The following is a 15,586-nucleotide window of genomic DNA, read 5'->3' as shown; positions in this document are numbered from 1 at the left end:
AGGTGCTGACCGAGCGGCTGGCCGGACTTTCCGAAGCAGGCGTGCTGACACGACGCAGGCTGCCGCCGCCCACCGCCGTTCAGGTTTATGAACTCACGCGGTGGGGTTACAGCGCCGAGCCGCTGATCCAGGAACTCGGGCGTTGGGCCGCGATGTCGGACAGGCACGACCCCACGCTGCCGCTCTCGCCGGTCAGCTTCATGCTGTCACTGCGAACCATGTTCGACGCGGCAAAAGCTGGCGACTGGCGGGCGCGCATCGGCTTCCGCTTTCCAGACACTGTCTTCACCGGCACGGTGGCGGACGGGATGTTTACCGTAACGCGCCCTGACACGCATGACGCGCCGGAAGGCTGCAATGCCGTCTTCGCTGCGCCCGAAGCGCCGCCGCTCGCCGCGATGGTCTATCTCGGCATGCCGGCATCCGAGGTTGGCGTGGAGGTGACGGGTGACCCCGAAGCCGCCCGCCGCTTCACGACACTCTTCGACCTGCCGAAACGGATCGGCTAACGACAGCTACGAGGGTAAGAAGTTGTTACGCTCGCCCGCGCCGGTGCTGCTCGCTTGTCCTCGTCTCAATGGCGAAACTTTGATGCGCCGCGCGCAGCTATTTTCTCGCTGACTACAGAATTTTAAGTTGGGAGGGTCGGGCAGGTTTGATCAACACTAAGACACGAGTGGGAAGCCCAAAAAATTGCTGCCTGCAATGACTTATTAAAGAACATTGAGGCAGTCATTCTGTACCGGTGCATGGTGTGTGACCCCACTACTGACACGTGTCATCAAATTTATGTCGATTTTTCAGCTTAGGGTTTTCGGCATGCCAAGAAATAGGTTTCGGCCGGGTGGACTTCTGTCTCGCAGAGAGCGCTGGTGCTCACGTGAGTCGCCTAGTTGATAGCGCGCCACCCCGCACCCCGGCCGCCTAACCCCGGGGCTTCAGGCAGTGGGACCATCTGCACATCCCGTGCCAATGTCCACGGAGCCGCCCCATGACTGACATCCGCACCCAGCAATCCGACAACACCGAAATGACCATCCTCACAAAACGCGTACGATCAGTACGGAAGGCGCCGGCTACCGCCGCGCCGTCCACGAAAGCCGCCCAGATGACTAAGCTCCTCACAAGGGCGCGCGGGGCAACCATGGAAGAGCTGGGTGCCGCTACCGGCTGGCAGCCACACAGCATCCGCGCCCTGCTGTCGGGCATGCGCAAGACGGGTGTGAAACTGGTCAGAGAGACTCGCAAGTCGGGCGATAACGCCTATCGGATTGTGGCCGCTCGTGCCGCTACGCCCAACGCAGATGGCTGAGGTTGCTGGGGCATGACTGTCCTCACCGAGCAGCTGGCAGCACTGCCAGCCATGTCGCCCGCCCAACTCCGCGCCGAGTGGCGACGCGTGTATCGCACGGCGCCGCCGCGATTGACCCCCGACCTGCTGGTGCGCGGCATAGCCTACCGTCTGCAGGAGCGCAGCCAGGGCGGGCTGCCCGCAGGCACCGCGCGAGAGCTCGACCGCGCTGCCCAGCGTTTGCTCCGCGGCGACAGTCTCGGGCCTCGAGGCGATACCCGCCTGAAGCCCGGCACACGGCTGGTCCGTCACTGGAACGGCACCACCTACAACGTTCTGGTTAGCGAGAATGGATTCATCATGGACGGGCGTAGTTTTACGTCGCTGAGCCATGTGGCTAAAGCCATCACCGGTGCCCATTGGTCAGGGCCGAGGTTCGTCGGGGTAAAACTCTCGGTCGGCGGCCAGGTCGGTGCCGCAGCAATGTCCTCGGCCCGCCGAGTGTCAGCCGTGCGGGCCGCGGCGTCATGAGCGAGCCCAAGGTCATCCGCTGCGCCATCTACACCCGTAAATCGACCGAGGAGGGGCTGGAACAGGCGTTCAACAGCCTCGATGCCCAACGCGACGCCTGTGTCGCGTACATCGCGAGCCAGCGGCATGAGGGCTGGGTGCTGTCGCCTGAGCTTTATGACGATGGCGGGTTCTCGGGCGGCAACATTAACCGGCCGGGGCTGACTCAGCTCATGACCGAAGTCCAGGCAGGCCGCATCCAGGTGATCGTAGTCTACAAGGTCGATCGCCTCACCCGCAGTCTCGCTGACTTTGCAAAGATTGTGGAGGTGCTCGATGCGGCCGGCGCCAGCTTTGTGTCGGTGACCCAGTCCTTCAACACCACCACAAGCATGGGGCGGCTTACACTCAATGTGCTTTTATCCTTCGCCCAGTTTGAGCGGGAGGTCACTGGCGAGCGCATCCGCGACAAGATCGCGGCGTCCAAGCGCAAAGGCATGTGGATGGGTGGGCCAGTGCCGCTTGGCTACGACGTCCAGGATCGCAAGCTCGTCGTGAATACGACCGAGGCAGCCACCGTGCAGCGCATCTTTGCTCGGTATCTTGAGCTGGGGTCGGTGGTCGCCACGGTCGAGGCCATCAACCGTGAAGGGCTGACCACCAAGGTTTCGGCGACGAGCGCTGGCGGGACGCGTGGCGGCATTGCCTGGGCCAGGGGTAGTCTTGCGCACCTGCTGACCAACCGCGTCTACATCGGTGAGGTCATGCACAAGGCCGACCACTTCCCTGGGGAGCATGAGGCCATCATCAGCACAGACATCTGGGAGGCCACCCAAGCTCAGCTGGCCAGCAATCGCATCGCCCGGGCCAGCGAGCAGAACCTACAGCACAACAAGCTACTGCGCGGGCTGCTTTATGATGGCCTGGGGCGGCGGATGCAGGGCAGCCAGGCCAATCGCGGGACTAAGCGCTATCACTACTACATCACCAACCCTGCCGATGCTGAGATCACACCCGGCCCAAGCCGGCGGGTACCGGCATCTGAACTTGACGCCACGGTCACGCAGCGACTGCGGGCGTTCCTGACCAACGCCGCATCGCTCGATGGAGCCGCAGCGCGCTTGCAGTTCCGCGACGAACAACTGCCGAAGCTCATCCTCAGCGCTAAAATGTTGGCGGCGGCCGTTGACGACGCTCCGTCAGCGGCAGTCAGTCTTCTCCGCCGGGTTGAGGTGCACGACGACCGGGTCGAGCTGACCATCTGCCTTGCTGCCCTACTGCCGGAAGATCTCGTGCCAGCAACGTCAGCGCCAACCGCATCAGTATCTGGAGCATCACCATCTACATACCAGTTGTCCGTGCCGATGGCGCGAATCCGGCGCGGCAAGGAAGTACGGCTCGTCATCGGTGACGACACCATCTCTCCGCCCGCTCAGGCCGATCCGAGCCTTATTAAGCTGATGGCGCTGGCCCGCGGCGCCTGGCATGCGATGATTGCAGCCGGCGATGCAACAGTCGTGAAGGTTGCTGCCGCCCAAGGTTACTCGGTCGAGCACTTCACGCGGCTGCTGCGGCTCTCCACCCTTGCACCTTGCATCGTCACTGCCATCGTCGAAGGACGCCAGCCGATCACGCTTACCCGGCAGCGACTGGCCAAGCTCACCAACCTGCCAACCGATTGGGCAGAGCAGCGGGCACTTTTGGGGTTCAAGTAAGCCCCGCCGCAGTCCCAACCGCAGCGCGGGCCACCGCAACCATCGCATCAAATCAGCATCGCATCTGACGACTGGGTTATGGACTCGGTGAGCATGGCGTCCGTTTAGGGCGATCCCGGCCGTGCAGAATCGTCTCTCGTCTGAGCACGTGATGCGGGGCCCCAAGCTAAACCGCGGACATCACGAGGTGAATTCGGGGGACCTCATCGCCCACCCATGTCGCTCTAACGCTTCAAAAAGATTGGTGCGCCCGGAACGATTCGAACGTCCGACCCTCAGATTCGTAGTCTGATGCTCTATCCAGCTGAGCTACGGGCGCAACGCGGCGGGCTATAGGGGAGGTGATCGGACTTGGCAACCGGAGATGTCTGCGCGGGAGGCGTCCGGGCATTTTCGCAGGCGCGTTGCGCGATGCCACCGGCGGCGCTAGCAGCAGAAGCATGAACCATGGTCCCGCCCGCTTCTGCGCTCTTGCCTTGCTGGTCGTGCTGGCCGGCTGCGCCTCCACCGAAAAAGGCGGCTGGCCGTCGCTGGCGCCGCGCGCCAATGAGGTGTCGCCGCTGGTGCCGCGGGTGCCGCTCGGCGCCTGTGCCGGTTGTGCGCCCGATGCCGCCGTCACCTTCACCACGCCGCCACCGTTGCTCGGCGTGCCTGAGCCGCTGCCGCTGCCGGCCGATGCCGCCGACCGGTTGACCGCGCTGGAGGCGGCGATTGCCGATGTCGAGAAGCGCTGGCCGGGCCAGCGGCGTGATGCGCTGGCCGCCATCCGCGCCGCCAGTGCCGATAATGATACCGAGCGGGACACCCAGGCCAGCCGCTTCGAGGCGCTGTTCCTGACGCTCGGCGAGACATCGGCGGCGCTTGAGGAACTGGAGGACGGGCTCGCCGACCGCCCCGACGAGGCGGCGCTGGCGGCGCGGGCGCTCGATTTGCGGCTGCGTCTCGACCGGCTGGAAGCGGTTCGCGTCGCCGGGCTGGATTAGTCGAGCCCGGCACCCTTGCGCACGGCGGCCGCGACCATGTCGGCGGCCAGCGTGCCGATTTCGGTCAGGGCCACGGCGTCGAGGGGCGCGCCCTCAATTGCCGTCGACAGCACGAACAGCGCGTCGCCGTCGAACGGCGTGTGGATGGGGCGGATGGCGCGGGCGAGGCCATCCTGCGCCATCATCGCCACGCGCCGGGCCTGGGCGCGGCTGAGCGGGGCATCAGTGGCGATGGCGCCGATGCAGGTGCTCTGGCGCACCAGGCCATCGACCTTGCCGAGCTTCGGCATCGGCACGGCACCGGCCGGCGGCGCGCCGGCATGGACCTCGCCGAAGCTGTTGACGGCGACCAGCGCACCGATGCTGAAGCCGCCGCGGCTGCGGATCGACACGCTGCCGATGCCGCCGGGCCGACTGCCGGCGCGCGCGCCATGCCCGGCACCGAGCGCGCCGGACATGTCGCCGCCCTCCGGCCCCCGCCCGCGCGCTGCGTAGGCCCGGCGGGCGAGCTCGGCATAGGGCGGATGGTCGCCCCAGCCCTTCTCGCCGCCATTGCCGAGATCGAACAGGATGGCGCCCGGCACGACGGGGACGCGCGGCAGGCCCGGCCCGACATCGAGGCCGATACCATCGCCGGATAGCGCCAGGGCCAGCGCGTCGGCCGCGGCGAGGCCGAACACCGAGCCGCCGGACAGGACGAGGCCGTGGACGCGCTCGACGAGCGTGCTCGGGTCCAGCGCATCGGTCTCCCGGGTGCCGGGGCCGCCGCCGCGGACATCGACGGCCATCACTACCGGCGCGTCCGGCACCACCACGGTCACCCCGGTCCGGGCCCGCACGTCATGGGCGTGGCCGATGACGAGCCCGGGCACGTCGGTGAAACAACTGCGCATGCCGGGGATTGTAGCAGAAGCGCCCGAGGGTGCCGAGACGCCGTGTCGCCTTGCAGCCGCCTGCCGGGGCGTCCACGGTGCCCTGGGTGGCTGGCCGGTGGCAGGAGAGAAACAGATGAATGTCCCCACGGCCCATATCAACCGCATCGGCACGGCGCTGCCGCCCCATGATGTCCATGAAGCGTTTCTGGCCTTTGTCGGCGACCTGATCGAGGACCGGCGCCAGTCGCTGATCTTCCGGCGGATGGTCGGCCGCGCCGGCATCTCGCACCGCTGGTCCTATGTCGAGCCGGTCGAGAACCCCAACCGCTTCCTCGCCGACAAGCAGGGATTCTACACGCCCGGCGCCTTTCCTTCCACGGCCCAGCGGATGGCGCGCTACGAGGCGCTGGCCCCGGGTTTTGCCGGCGAGGCGATCGACGCGCTCGGGCTCGATGCCGATGAGCGGCTCGGCATCACCCATCTTGTCGTGGCCTCCTGCACAGGGTTCATTGCGCCGGGGCTCGACCAGATGATCGTCAGCCAGGCTGGGCTCGATCCTTCGGTGGAGCGCACCGTCGTCGGCTTCATGGGCTGTTATGCGGCGGTCAATGCGCTGCGGCTGGCGCATCATTTCGTCCGCTCCGAACCCGAGGCGCGGGTGCTCGTCGTCAATCTGGAGCTTTGCACGCTGCACTTCCAGCAGACGACCGAGCTCGATCGGCTGCTGTCGATGCTGTTATTCGGCGATGGCTGCGCCGCCGCACTGGTCACCGCCGAGCCGCACGGGCTGGCGCTGCAGGATTTCCGCGCCGCCACTATCGCCGACAGTGCCGATGCGATCAGCTGGCGGATCGGCGACCAGGGCTTCGACATGCATTTGTCGGGCGAGGTGCCGGGCCGCATCCAGCGGGCGCTGGCGATCGAGGCCGGGCGCAATGATGGCGGCGGGCTGCTGCGGGGAACTCGGCCCGAGGATTATGCGCTGTGGGCCGTCCATGCCGGCGGGCGGACGATCCTCGATGCGGTCGAGACCGGGCTGGGCCTGGCCTCGGACGCGCTGGCGGGCTCGCGCAAGGTGCTCAACGATTGCGGCAACATGTCGTCGGCGACGCTGATGTTCGTGCTGCAACGGCTGCTGCGCGGTGTCGCCGGGGGCACGGTGCCGCGCGATGCGCCGGGGATGGCGATGGCCTTCGGGCCGGGGCTGGCGGCCGAGAGCTTCCGCTTCAGCACGACATGAACCGCGCCACGGCGCCGGAGCTGATGGACGCCGAGGATCTGCCGGCGGCGGTCTATGCCGATGTGCTGGCTGACCTGGCCCGGGTCAATCGGTGGACGCTGGCGCGCCGGCCGACGCTGGCCTGGCTGGCGCGGGTAACGCGGGGCATGAATCGCTTCACGCTGCTCGATGTCGGCTATGGCCAGGGCGACATGCTGCGCGCCATCGCCGGCTGGGCCGCCGCGCGGGGGCTGACGGCCGAGCTGACCGGCATCGACCGGAATCCGAACAGTGCCGCGGCTGCTCGGGCCGCCGGGCCGGGGCTGCCTATCCGCTATATCACCGGCGACACGGCCGATCATGCGCTGGCGCCGGACTTCATCATTTCGTCGCTGGTGGCCCATCACATGACCGATCCGGAATTGGTCGGCTTCCTGCGCTGGATGCAGGCGACGGCGCGGCGGGGGTGGTTCATCAACGATCTGCACCGGCACTGGCTGGCGCATGCCGGCTTTCGGGCGTTGGCGGCGGCGGGGCGCTTTCACCCGATCGTCCGCCACGACGGGGCGCTGTCGGTGCGCCGCGCCTTTGTGCGGGCTGATTGGGAGCGGTTGCTGGCCGAAGCGGAGGTCGAGGCCGAGGTCCGCTGGCACCTGCCCTTCCGCTGGGGCGTCGCCAGCCGATGACGCGGGCGCTGATCGTCGGCGGCGGGCTGGCCGGCAGTGCGGCCGCGGCGATGCTGGGACGCGGTGCCGTGGTGCATGAGCGCGAGGCCGATGCCCATGACAAGATCTGCGGCGAATTCTTGTCGGTGGAGGCGGGCGAGACGCTGGCCGCAATCGGCTTCGATGTGGGCGCGCTGGGCGGGGCGCGGATCGACCGGATACGGTTTCATGCCGGTGATCGTACGGTCGAGGCGCGGCTGCCGTTCGTCGCCACCGGCGTCAGCCGTCGCTGCCTCGACGAGGCGTTGCTGGCCCATGCCGGCCGGCAGGGGGCGGCGGTGGTCCGCACCGCCATCGCCTCGCTGGAGGAAGCGCGCCTGCGGGCGGACGGTGGGCCGCTGCTGATCGCCACCGGCAAGCATGAGCTGCGGGGATTGGGGCGCGACCGGGCGGGGACGATCGACGACATGATCGGCTTCAAACAATATTTCCGCGCGCCGGCGCTGGCGATGCGGCTGGGCAGTGCGGTCGAGGTGACGCTGTTCGAAGGCGGCTATGCCGGGCTGCAACGGGTCGAAAACGGCGTCATCAACCTCTGTCTGTTGCTCGAAAAGCGACGTTTTCAGGCGCTGGGGGGACGCTGGGAGGGCGTTTTCGGGTCACTTCTGGGCGAAAACGGGCTGGAAAGGCTCGCCGACGCCGAGCCTTTGCGGGCGAAGCCGCTGACGATTTCCGGCGTGCCCTATGGCTATCTGGCACCACCCGCCGACGGGCTGTGGCGGCTCGGCGACCAGGCGGCGGTGATCCCCAGCTTCTGCGGCGACGGGATGGCGATTGCGCTCCACTCGGGCCGGCTGGCGGCGACGATGCTGGAGGCGGGGCCGCTCGCCTTTCACCGCCGTCTGCGCGGCGATATCGGGCGGCAGGTGCGGCTGGCGACGGCGGTGCAGCGGCTGGCGGGGACGCGGCTCGGGCGGTTCGCGCTGGTCTCCGGGCTGGGGGCGGTGCCGGCGCTGATCGGCACGCTGGCGAGGTGGACGCGGGTCGATCAGCCGAGTGCGCGGCTGGCGACATAGGCGGCGGTGGCAATGACCATTAGCGCGAACAGACGACGGGCGAGCGCGGCGTGGCCGGCCAGGCGGCGGGCGATGGGCAGGGCCAGCAAGGCCCCGCCGACACCGCCGACCAACAGGGCGGCCAGCACCGGCCGGTCGATCAGTCCCGAGACGGCATAGCTGGCGCTGGTGGCAGCGCCGAACAGGGCGACCGACACCAGGCTGGAGGCGGCGGCATTGGCCAGCGTCATGCCGGTGGCGGCCATCAGGCCGGGGACGATGAGGAAGCCGCCGCCGATGCCGAAGAAGCCCGAGGCCAGCCCGACGCCGAGCCCGGCCGGCGCCAGCTTGAGCGTCATCGGTGCGGTCAGATGGACCTGCGGGTCCCCGGCCGTGCGGCGCGGCAGCAGCATCGAGCCGCCGACCAGCGCCATCGCCAGCGCGAACCAGCCGAGCAGCGCGGTTCCGTCCATCTGCTTGGCAAAATGGGCGCCGACCAGCGCGCCGGACAGACCGGCGGCGCCGAACACCAGCGCGCACGGCCATTTGACCTGGCCGCCACGCGCCTGCAGCACCAGCCCGGCCAGCGCGTTGATTGCCACCGCCGCCGCCGCCGTGCCGATGGCGACATGCGGGCTGGTGATGCCGACGCCGTAGATGAGCAGCGGCGTCGCCAGCACCGAGCCGCCGCCGCCGAAGACGCCCAGAAGCAGCGCGATCACGGCGCCGCCGAGAACGGCGATGATCATCGGCTCGGTCATGCGCGGGCGGTCTTGTTCCAGGGCATCAGTGCCAGCAGCCGGGCCATCCCGCAGAAGCCGGTCAGCCCGGCAAAGGTCAGTCCGGCGCCGACGAAGCCGGCCAGCGCAAACCAGCCGGGCGCGACCAGGAAGCCGAGGATGACGCCGGCGAGGATCAGCAGCCCGGCAGCGATCTGAACCTGGCGCATGATCTCCAGCGGCGCCGCCCTGTTCTCCACCACCGGCAGGCCGGCCTTGCGCCAGCCATCGAGGCCGCCTTCGAGTACCATGGCGCCAGGTGCCAATGCGGCGAGGCGGGCGGCGTTGGCCGCCGTGCGCATGCCGGTCCGGCAGGTGAAGATCAGGCTGCGGCCATCGCCGGGCAGGGCCTCGGCAGTGATCATGTCGGCCGGCAGCAGCCGGGCGCCGGCGACATGGCCGCGGGCGAATTCATCGGCACCGCGAATGTCGATGAGGCAGGCCTGGCCGGCATCGAGCCGGGCGCGGGCCTCTTTGGGGGTGATCGGGATGAGGGTCATGGCCGGGTCTCCGTTTCGGGGGGGCAGTAAAGCTCCGCCAGCGTTTCGAGCAGGCGGGCGGCGGCAGGGTCGGCGATCCGGTAATGGATCGTCTGCCCCTCCCGCCTTGTGGCGACGAGGCCATCGGCGCGCAGCACCGCCAGATGCTGCGACAGCGCCGATTGCGAGACACCGAGTCCGGCCTGCAGGCTGCCGGCCGGGCGTTCACCGCCGGCAAGCTGGCAGAGGATCAGTAGCCGCCGCTCATTGGCCAGTGCCCGCAATAGCCGGCTGGCGGCCGCGGCGCTGGCTTCGAGCTGTTCGATGGTGAAGCGGTCGGCATTGATCATGCCGCAAATATATCGCTTGATTCTAATTTAGCAATATCTAATATATAGAGACGTGAAGGAGACATGTGATGACCATTGAAGCCTGTGCCCGCAGCGAGGGACGCCCGAAGGTCGAGACCTTCTTCGACCCCGCCACCTCGACCGCCACCCATCTGGTCAGCGCCGATGGTGTCGCCGCGATCATCGACCCGGTGCTCGACTATGAGCCCAAGGGCGGGGTGGTCAGCCATGGCTCGGCGCAGCGGCTGCTCGAGGCGGTCCGCGAGCGCGGCTTGCGGCTGGACTGGGTGTTGGAGACCCATGCCCATGCCGATCATCTTTCGGCCGGCGACTGGCTGCGCCGCCAGACTGGCGCCAAGCTGGTGATCGGCGCCCATATCACCGAGGTGCAGCAGGTGTTTGCGCCGCGCTTCGAGGCCGATGACGTGGCCACCGACGGGCGGCAGTTCGATGTGCTGCTGAACGAAGGCGAGACGCTGCCGCTCGGCACGCTGTCGATCGGCGCGATCCATACCCCCGGCCATACGCCAGCCTGTGTCTCCTATCTGATCGGCGACGCGGCCTTTGTCGGCGACACGATGTTCATGCCCGACTATGGCACCGCCCGCGCCGACTTCCCCGGCGGCGACGCCCGCACCCTGTATCGCTCGATCCGCCGGCTGCTCGCCCTGCCGCCGGAAACGCGGATGTTCGTCGGCCATGATTATCTGCCCGAGGGCCGCAGCGACTATCGCTTCGAGACGACGGTAGCCGCCCAGCACGCCGGCAACGTTCATGTCCATGACGGCGTGGACGAGGCGGCGTTCGTCGCGCGGCGCGAGGCACGCGACCGCACGCTGGCGGCGCCGGTGCTGATCCTGCCGTCGCTGCAGGTCAACATCCGCGGCGGCCAGCTGCCGCCGCCGACGGCACGGGGCGGGGTGTTCCTGCGCATCCCGGTCAGCATCGCCTGAGCTTTCGCAATCGCGGCATCCCGGCTATGGGCAACGCATGGATACCGAACTCATGCCCATCGCCGGGGCTGTCGACCCCAAGGTGACGCCCCGCAAGCCGGCGACACCGCGCGCCGACGGCAAGCGCTCGCTGCTCGGCCTGTCGCGCGACGAGGTGCGCGCCGCGCTGATCGAGGTCGGCATTCCAGAGAAGCAGGCGCGGATGCGCATGCAGCAGGTCTGGCACTGGATCTATCATCGCGGCGCGCTCGAGATTGGCGACTTCGCCAATATCTCGAAGGACACGCGCGACCTGCTCGACCGGCATTTCGTCGTCGGCCGGCCCGAGGTGGTCACCGCCCAGGTCAGCACCGATGGCACTCGCAAATGGCTGCTGCGCTTCGAGGACGGCGAGGAAGCCGAATGCGTGTTCATCCCCGATGCCGACCGCGGCACGCTCTGCGTCTCCAGCCAGGTCGGCTGCACCTTGAATTGCCGTTTCTGCTTTACCGGCACGATGAAGCTGGTGCGCAACCTGACCCCGGCCGAGATTGTCGGCCAGGTGATGCTGGCGCGCGATGCGCTCGGCGAATGGCCGTCCGCCGAGGAAGGCCGGATGCTGACCAACATCGTCATGATGGGCATGGGCGAGCCGCTTTATAATTTCGACAATGTCCGCGACGCGCTGGCGATCGTGATGGACGGTGAAGGGCTGGGGCTGTCCAAGCGCCGGATTACGCTGAGCACGTCGGGCGTGGTGCCGATGATGGCCCGGGCCGGCGACGAGATCGGCGTCAACCTCGCCGTGTCGCTGCATGCGGTGACCAAGGAGATCCGCGACGAGATCGTGCCGATCAACAAGAAATACGGCATCGAGGAACTGCTCGCCGCCTGCGCCGCCTATCCGGGCGCCAGCAATGCGCGGCGCATCACCTTTGAATATGTGATGCTGAAGGACAAGAACGACCGCGACGAGGATGCTTACGAGCTGGTCCGGCTGATCCGCAAGTACAAGCTGCCGGCGAAGGTCAATCTGATCCCGTTCAACCCCTGGCCGGGCTCGATCTACGAGACCTCGACCGGGGAACGGGTCAACGCCTTTTCCAACATCATCTTCGAGGCCGGCATCTCGGCGCCGATCCGCCGGCCGCGCGGCCGCGATATCATGGCCGCCTGCGGCCAGCTGAAATCCTCGTCCGAGAAGATCACCCGCGCCGAGCTCGACCGGCGTGCGACGGAAAAGGAAGCGAGCTGGGTCGACTGACGGGTTGAAACACTGGCGCTCCCCCGCAGTTTGAGCGGGGAAGGAGCAGTCCGATGTCGAAACCCAGGGAACCGCAGACCGAAAGCAACGAGCAGACCGGCGAGGACCAGGCGCAGGATGTGGCGCAGGACCGGCTCGACGGGCTGCCCGGCGATGACCATGACATGCTCGCCAGCCGCAAGCCCAAAGGCGGCATCACCGACGACAATGACCTGATCGATACCGTCGACCACATGAAGGAGATGCTGGCCTCGGGCCGGGTCGACATGGGCGCCTATGCGGGCGAGCCGATGATGGATGACGGCGACACGGTGGTGTCCGATATCGATGTCCCCGACGGGACGCGCGGCGACGGCGGCGACGATGACATTGGCGGCGATGATGATGACCGCGGCCTGCTTGCCGGAGTCGCAGACAGCGGCGAGGACCCGCTGGGGGCCGTGGCCAGCGACCATGGCGAGGAAGATGAAACCGCCGATGACGATGCCGATGATGACGACATCGACGTTGATGACGGCGATGACGACGATGTGGATGACGAGGAGCCAGACGCGGAGGAACGGCGGCCCGGATAACGTTCTTCGCCGACCTTTCCGCGCGTGCGAACAATGGGGTGGCCAGCCTTGATGAACAAGCTATATCTCCCCCATGTTTCTCCTGGATCGTCTATTCCGCAAGTTCATCCGCTCCGGCGAACTTGACGTCACCTACGCCGATGGTCGGCGTGAGCGGTACGGCGTATCCGAGGTCGGCCGGCCGGATGTGGTGATCCGCTTTACGGACAGCGGAACGCCGCGCAAGCTGGCGCTCAACCTGGCGCTGGGCGCTGGTGAGGCGTTCATGGACGGACGGCTGGTGATCGAAAAGGGCGATATCCGCGACCTCGTCGACCTGGTGACCTACAATCTGCGCTGGGAGCGCTCGAACCCGGTCCGCTTCGCGCTGTGGCGGCAGGCGGCGGTGGCGGCCTGGTTCGACCAGCGCAACTTCGAGCGGCGGGCGAAGCGCAATGTCGCCCATCATTATGATCTTGATGACCGGCTCTATGACCTGTTCCTCGATCCGCACCGCCAGTACAGCTGCGCCTATTGGGCGCCGGGCGTCGAGACGCTGGAGCAGGCGCAGGAGGCCAAGCTGGCGCATATCGCCGCGAAGCTCGACTTGAAGCCCGGGCAGAAGGTGCTCGATATCGGCTGCGGCTGGGGCGGGCTGGCGCGCTATCTTCACAAGGTATCCGGGGCCGAGGTGCTCGGCATCACGCTCTCGGAGGAGCAGCTCAAATATGCCCGCGCCGAGACCGAGCGGCAGGGGCTGACCGGTGTGCGCTACGAGCTGATCGACTATCGCCGGCTGGAAGGGTCGTTTGACCGGATCGTCTCGGTGGGGATGTTCGAGCATGTCGGGCTGCCGCAGTACCGGACCTATTTCGAGACGGTGGAGCGGCTGCTCGCCGACGATGGGGTGGCGCTGATTCACACCATCGCCCGCGCCGACGGACCGGGGGCGACCGATCCCTGGACGGCGAAGTATATTTTTCCCGGCGGCTATTCGCCGGCGCTGTCGCAGATCGTGCCGCATATCGAGCGATCCTGGCTATGGATCACCGATATCGAGGTGTTGCGGCTGCACTATGGCTGGACGCTCGATGCCTGGTACGACCGCTGCATGGCGAAGCAGGCCGAGATCGAGGCGCTGTATGACGCCCGCTTCTTCCGGATGTGGGCCTTTTACCTTGCGGCGGCGCGGTCGGCCTTCTTCAACGACGGCCATATGAACGTGCAGGTGCAGCTGGCCAAGCGCCGGGACGCGCTGCCGCCGACGCGCGACTGGATCCGCGACGCCGAGTTGAAACTGACGGCGTGATGCGGGCATTGCATCGCAGGTCCGCCCCGCTATAGCCGGCCCGAACACTCCACACAGGAACCGCCCGACCATGAGCAAGGCCTCCATCAATCGTGTCGTGCTTGCCTATTCGGGCGGGTTGGACACCAGCGTCATCCTCAAATGGCTGCAGCAGACCTATGGCTGCGAGGTGGTGACCTTCACCGCCGACCTCGGCCAGGGCGAGGAGCTGGAGCCGGCGCGCGCCAAGGCGGTGATGATGGGGGTCAGACCTGAGCACATCTTCATCGAAGATCTGCGCGAGGAGTTCGTGCGCGACTATGTGTTCCCGATGATGCGGGCCAACGCGCTGTATGAGGGCCAGTATCTGCTCGGCACCTCGATCGCCCGGCCGCTGATCGCCAAGAAGCAGATCGAGATTGCCAAGGCGGTCGGCGCCGATGCGGTGAGCCATGGTGCTACCGGCAAGGGCAATGACCAGGTGCGGTTCGAGCTCGGCTATTATGCGCTGGCGCCCGATATCCGCATCATCGCGCCGTGGCGGGAATGGGATCTCAACAGCCGCGAGGCGCTGATCGCCTTTGCCGAGGCGCACCAGATCCCGGTTTCCAAGGACAAGCGTGGCGAATCGCCGTTCTCGACCGACGCCAATCTCCTGCACACCTCGTCCGAGGGCAAGGTGCTCGAGGACCCCTGGGCCGAGGTGCCGGACTATGTGTACAGCCGGACCGACAGCCCGGAGTCCGCGCCGGACACGCCCGAATATATCACCATCGATTTCGAGCGCGGCGATGCCGTGGCGGTCAATGGCGAGGGGCTGTCGCCCGCCTCGCTGCTGGCGCGGCTCAACGACCTCGGGCGCACCCATGGCATCGGCCGGCTCGATCTTGTCGAGAACCGCTTCGTCGGCATGAAGTCCCGCGGCATGTACGAGACACCGGGCGGCACCATCCTGCACCAGGCGCATCGCGGCATCGAGCAGATCACCCTTGATCGCGGTGCCGCGCATCTGAAGGACGAGCTGGCAGTGCGCTATGCCGGGCTGCTCTACAACGGCTTCTGGTTCAGCCCCGAGCGCGAGATGCTGCAGGCGGCGATCGACCACAGCCAAACCCATGTCTCGGGCACGGTGCGGCTGAAGCTGTACAAGGGCTCGGCGTCGGTGGTCGGCCGCAAGTCGCCCAATTCGCTTTATTCGGCGGGGATTGTGACGTTCGAGGACGATGCCGGCGCTTATGACCAGCGTGATGCCGAGGGCTTCATCAAGCTCAACGCGCTGCGGCTGCGGCTGCTGGGGCGGCGCGAAGGCCGTTGAGGCGGCGCCGGCGCTTCGGCAAAAGCGGGGCCTGACGGTCATGACGGGGCGGCCGTTCTGGGAGGCGGGCTGGTTCTGGCTGCTGCTGGCAGTGGTGTCGACGCTGCCGTTCGTCATCGCGCCGATGCCGCTGATGCCGGACCATTTTGCCCATGCGGCCCGCTACCATGTGATGAACCATGGCGCGGAATCGCCCTTTCTGCGTCGCTATTTCAGTTTCGAATGGGGGCTTATCTGAAATCTCGTCGTCGACCTGCTGATTGTGCCGCTGGGGCGGCTGCTGCCGACCGAGCCGGCGGCGACGCTGGCCGC

Annotated in this window: 18 protein-coding genes and 1 tRNA gene; 14 read left to right on the top strand and 5 right to left on the bottom strand. The window is 67.2% G+C overall.

The window, feature by feature from the left end; translation table 11 throughout:
- The 4 genes from ACTIFJ_RS07350 to ACTIFJ_RS07335 form a co-directional block, all read left to right on the top strand.
- Positions 1-509 (top strand): winged helix-turn-helix transcriptional regulator (locus tag ACTIFJ_RS07350; protein WP_439533450.1); only part of this gene is annotated, 509 nt, incomplete at its 5' end.
- Positions 510-991: 482 nt separating this feature from the next.
- Positions 992-1,312 (top strand): DUF3489 domain-containing protein, encoded by a 321-nt coding sequence (locus tag ACTIFJ_RS07345; RefSeq protein ID WP_439533449.1) that lies wholly within the window; start codon positions 992-994, stop codon positions 1,310-1,312.
- A gap of 12 nt (positions 1,313-1,324) precedes the next feature.
- Positions 1,325-1,822 (top strand): DUF2924 domain-containing protein, encoded by a 498-nt coding sequence (locus tag ACTIFJ_RS07340; protein WP_439533448.1) that lies wholly within the window; start codon positions 1,325-1,327, stop codon positions 1,820-1,822.
- Positions 1,819-3,516: a recombinase family protein gene (locus ACTIFJ_RS07335; RefSeq protein WP_439533447.1), complete on the top strand. Its 1,698-nt coding sequence runs from the start codon at positions 1,819-1,821 to the stop codon at positions 3,514-3,516. Before ACTIFJ_RS07340 ends, ACTIFJ_RS07335 begins: the two co-directional genes overlap by 4 nt.
- A gap of 242 nt (positions 3,517-3,758) precedes the next feature.
- Here ACTIFJ_RS07335 and ACTIFJ_RS07330 read toward each other — a convergent pair.
- A tRNA-Arg gene (locus ACTIFJ_RS07330) sits at positions 3,759-3,835 on the bottom strand.
- A 121-nt stretch (positions 3,836-3,956) separates the two neighbouring features.
- Here ACTIFJ_RS07330 and ACTIFJ_RS07325 point away from each other — a divergent pair.
- Positions 3,957-4,499, top strand: a complete 543-nt coding sequence (locus tag ACTIFJ_RS07325; protein WP_439533446.1) for a hypothetical protein — start codon at positions 3,957-3,959, stop codon at positions 4,497-4,499.
- Here ACTIFJ_RS07325 and ACTIFJ_RS07320 read toward each other — a convergent pair.
- Positions 4,496-5,392 carry a P1 family peptidase gene (locus ACTIFJ_RS07320; RefSeq protein WP_439533445.1) on the bottom strand — a complete coding sequence of 299 codons (897 nt, stop codon included), beginning with the start codon at positions 5,390-5,392 and terminating at the stop codon, positions 4,496-4,498. The genes ACTIFJ_RS07325 and ACTIFJ_RS07320 overlap by 4 nt on opposite strands.
- Positions 5,393-5,507: 115 nt before the next feature.
- Between ACTIFJ_RS07320 and ACTIFJ_RS07315 the strand changes: the two genes are divergently transcribed.
- From ACTIFJ_RS07315 to ACTIFJ_RS07305, 3 genes are read left to right on the top strand one after another with little or no spacing between them, the layout of a single operon-like run.
- The gene (locus ACTIFJ_RS07315; protein ID WP_439533444.1) at positions 5,508-6,614 is read left to right on the top strand and encodes a type III polyketide synthase; all 1,107 of its coding nucleotides are present in this window, start codon (positions 5,508-5,510) and stop codon (positions 6,612-6,614) included.
- Positions 6,611-7,279, top strand: a complete 669-nt coding sequence (locus ACTIFJ_RS07310; protein WP_439533443.1) for a methyltransferase domain-containing protein — start codon at positions 6,611-6,613, stop codon at positions 7,277-7,279. The genes ACTIFJ_RS07315 and ACTIFJ_RS07310 overlap by 4 nt, the downstream gene beginning before the upstream one ends.
- Positions 7,276-8,334, top strand: a complete 1,059-nt coding sequence (locus ACTIFJ_RS07305) for an NAD(P)/FAD-dependent oxidoreductase (protein WP_439533442.1) — start codon at positions 7,276-7,278, stop codon at positions 8,332-8,334. Before ACTIFJ_RS07310 ends, ACTIFJ_RS07305 begins: the two co-directional genes overlap by 4 nt.
- On the opposite strand, the gene ACTIFJ_RS07300 is transcribed toward ACTIFJ_RS07305, so the two are convergent.
- From ACTIFJ_RS07300 to ACTIFJ_RS07290, 3 genes are read right to left on the bottom strand one after another with little or no spacing between them, the layout of a single operon-like run.
- The gene (locus ACTIFJ_RS07300) at positions 8,307-9,074 is read right to left on the bottom strand and encodes a sulfite exporter TauE/SafE family protein (protein ID WP_439533441.1); all 768 of its coding nucleotides are present in this window, start codon (positions 9,072-9,074) and stop codon (positions 8,307-8,309) included. The two genes, ACTIFJ_RS07305 and ACTIFJ_RS07300, sit on opposite strands and share 28 nt — an antisense overlap.
- The gene (locus tag ACTIFJ_RS07295) at positions 9,071-9,592 is read right to left on the bottom strand and encodes a rhodanese family protein (protein WP_439533440.1); all 522 of its coding nucleotides are present in this window, start codon (positions 9,590-9,592) and stop codon (positions 9,071-9,073) included. Before ACTIFJ_RS07295 ends, ACTIFJ_RS07300 begins: the two co-directional genes overlap by 4 nt.
- Positions 9,589-9,921 (bottom strand): ArsR/SmtB family transcription factor, encoded by a 333-nt coding sequence (locus ACTIFJ_RS07290; protein WP_439533439.1) that lies wholly within the window; start codon positions 9,919-9,921, stop codon positions 9,589-9,591. Before ACTIFJ_RS07290 ends, ACTIFJ_RS07295 begins: the two co-directional genes overlap by 4 nt.
- Before the next feature lie 68 nt (positions 9,922-9,989).
- Here ACTIFJ_RS07290 and ACTIFJ_RS07285 point away from each other — a divergent pair, with 68 nt between their 5' ends.
- The 6 genes from ACTIFJ_RS07285 to ACTIFJ_RS07260 all read left to right on the top strand — a co-directional run bounded on the left by ACTIFJ_RS07285 (position 9,990) and on the right by ACTIFJ_RS07260 (position 15,512).
- Positions 9,990-10,874 (top strand): MBL fold metallo-hydrolase, encoded by an 885-nt coding sequence (locus ACTIFJ_RS07285; protein ID WP_439533438.1) that lies wholly within the window; start codon positions 9,990-9,992, stop codon positions 10,872-10,874.
- Positions 10,875-10,911: 37 nt separating this feature from the next.
- Positions 10,912-12,117 (top strand): 23S rRNA (adenine(2503)-C(2))-methyltransferase RlmN, encoded by a 1,206-nt coding sequence (gene rlmN, locus ACTIFJ_RS07280; protein ID WP_439533437.1) that lies wholly within the window; start codon positions 10,912-10,914, stop codon positions 12,115-12,117.
- A gap of 53 nt (positions 12,118-12,170) precedes the next feature.
- Positions 12,171-12,692, top strand: coding sequence for a hypothetical protein (locus ACTIFJ_RS07275; RefSeq protein WP_439533436.1), 522 nt, complete (start codon positions 12,171-12,173; stop codon positions 12,690-12,692).
- Positions 12,693-12,765: 73 nt separating this feature from the next.
- Positions 12,766-13,980 carry a class I SAM-dependent methyltransferase gene (locus ACTIFJ_RS07270; protein WP_439533435.1) on the top strand — a complete coding sequence of 405 codons (1,215 nt, stop codon included), beginning with the start codon at positions 12,766-12,768 and terminating at the stop codon, positions 13,978-13,980.
- Positions 13,981-14,050: 70 nt separating this feature from the next.
- Complete coding sequence (locus tag ACTIFJ_RS07265) at positions 14,051-15,274, top strand: argininosuccinate synthase (RefSeq protein ID WP_439533434.1); 1,224 nt, start codon at positions 14,051-14,053, stop codon at positions 15,272-15,274.
- 40 nt (positions 15,275-15,314) lie between these two features.
- Entirely contained in the window at positions 15,315-15,512 is a 198-nt protein-coding gene (locus tag ACTIFJ_RS07260) for a hypothetical protein (RefSeq protein WP_439533433.1), read from the top strand.
- The last annotated feature ends 74 nt before the right edge of the window (positions 15,513-15,586 follow it).

Origin of the sequence: Polymorphobacter sp. (genome assembly GCF_051860865.1) — a bacterium.
Lineage (GTDB): Bacteria > Pseudomonadota > Alphaproteobacteria > Sphingomonadales > Sphingomonadaceae > Sandarakinorhabdus.
The sequence above is the reverse complement of the archived record's forward strand: the minus strand, read 5'-3'. Positions and strand labels throughout refer to the sequence as shown.

Coding starts and splice junctions, on each gene's coding strand:
- ACTIFJ_RS07270 (WP_439533435.1), top strand. CDS start 12,766: ATGTTTCTCCTGGATCGTCTATTCCGCAAGTTCATCCGCTCCGGCGAA.
- ACTIFJ_RS07345 (WP_439533449.1), top strand. CDS start 992: ATGACTGACATCCGCACCCAGCAATCCGACAACACCGAAATGACCATC.
- ACTIFJ_RS07325 (WP_439533446.1), top strand. CDS start 3,957: ATGAACCATGGTCCCGCCCGCTTCTGCGCTCTTGCCTTGCTGGTCGTG.
- ACTIFJ_RS07285 (WP_439533438.1), top strand. CDS start 9,990: ATGACCATTGAAGCCTGTGCCCGCAGCGAGGGACGCCCGAAGGTCGAG.
- rlmN (WP_439533437.1), top strand. CDS start 10,912: ATGGATACCGAACTCATGCCCATCGCCGGGGCTGTCGACCCCAAGGTG.
- ACTIFJ_RS07265 (WP_439533434.1), top strand. CDS start 14,051: ATGAGCAAGGCCTCCATCAATCGTGTCGTGCTTGCCTATTCGGGCGGG.
- ACTIFJ_RS07290 (WP_439533439.1), bottom strand. CDS start 9,921: ATGATCAATGCCGACCGCTTCACCATCGAACAGCTCGAAGCCAGCGCC.
- ACTIFJ_RS07300 (WP_439533441.1), bottom strand. CDS start 9,074: ATGACCGAGCCGATGATCATCGCCGTTCTCGGCGGCGCCGTGATCGCG.
- ACTIFJ_RS07260 (WP_439533433.1), top strand. CDS start 15,315: ATGACGGGGCGGCCGTTCTGGGAGGCGGGCTGGTTCTGGCTGCTGCTG.
- ACTIFJ_RS07335 (WP_439533447.1), top strand. CDS start 1,819: ATGAGCGAGCCCAAGGTCATCCGCTGCGCCATCTACACCCGTAAATCG.
- ACTIFJ_RS07340 (WP_439533448.1), top strand. CDS start 1,325: ATGACTGTCCTCACCGAGCAGCTGGCAGCACTGCCAGCCATGTCGCCC.
- ACTIFJ_RS07315 (WP_439533444.1), top strand. CDS start 5,508: ATGAATGTCCCCACGGCCCATATCAACCGCATCGGCACGGCGCTGCCG.
- ACTIFJ_RS07275 (WP_439533436.1), top strand. CDS start 12,171: ATGTCGAAACCCAGGGAACCGCAGACCGAAAGCAACGAGCAGACCGGC.
- ACTIFJ_RS07305 (WP_439533442.1), top strand. CDS start 7,276: ATGACGCGGGCGCTGATCGTCGGCGGCGGGCTGGCCGGCAGTGCGGCC.
- ACTIFJ_RS07295 (WP_439533440.1), bottom strand. CDS start 9,592: ATGACCCTCATCCCGATCACCCCCAAAGAGGCCCGCGCCCGGCTCGAT.
- ACTIFJ_RS07310 (WP_439533443.1), top strand. CDS start 6,611: ATGAACCGCGCCACGGCGCCGGAGCTGATGGACGCCGAGGATCTGCCG.
- ACTIFJ_RS07320 (WP_439533445.1), bottom strand. CDS start 5,392: ATGCGCAGTTGTTTCACCGACGTGCCCGGGCTCGTCATCGGCCACGCC.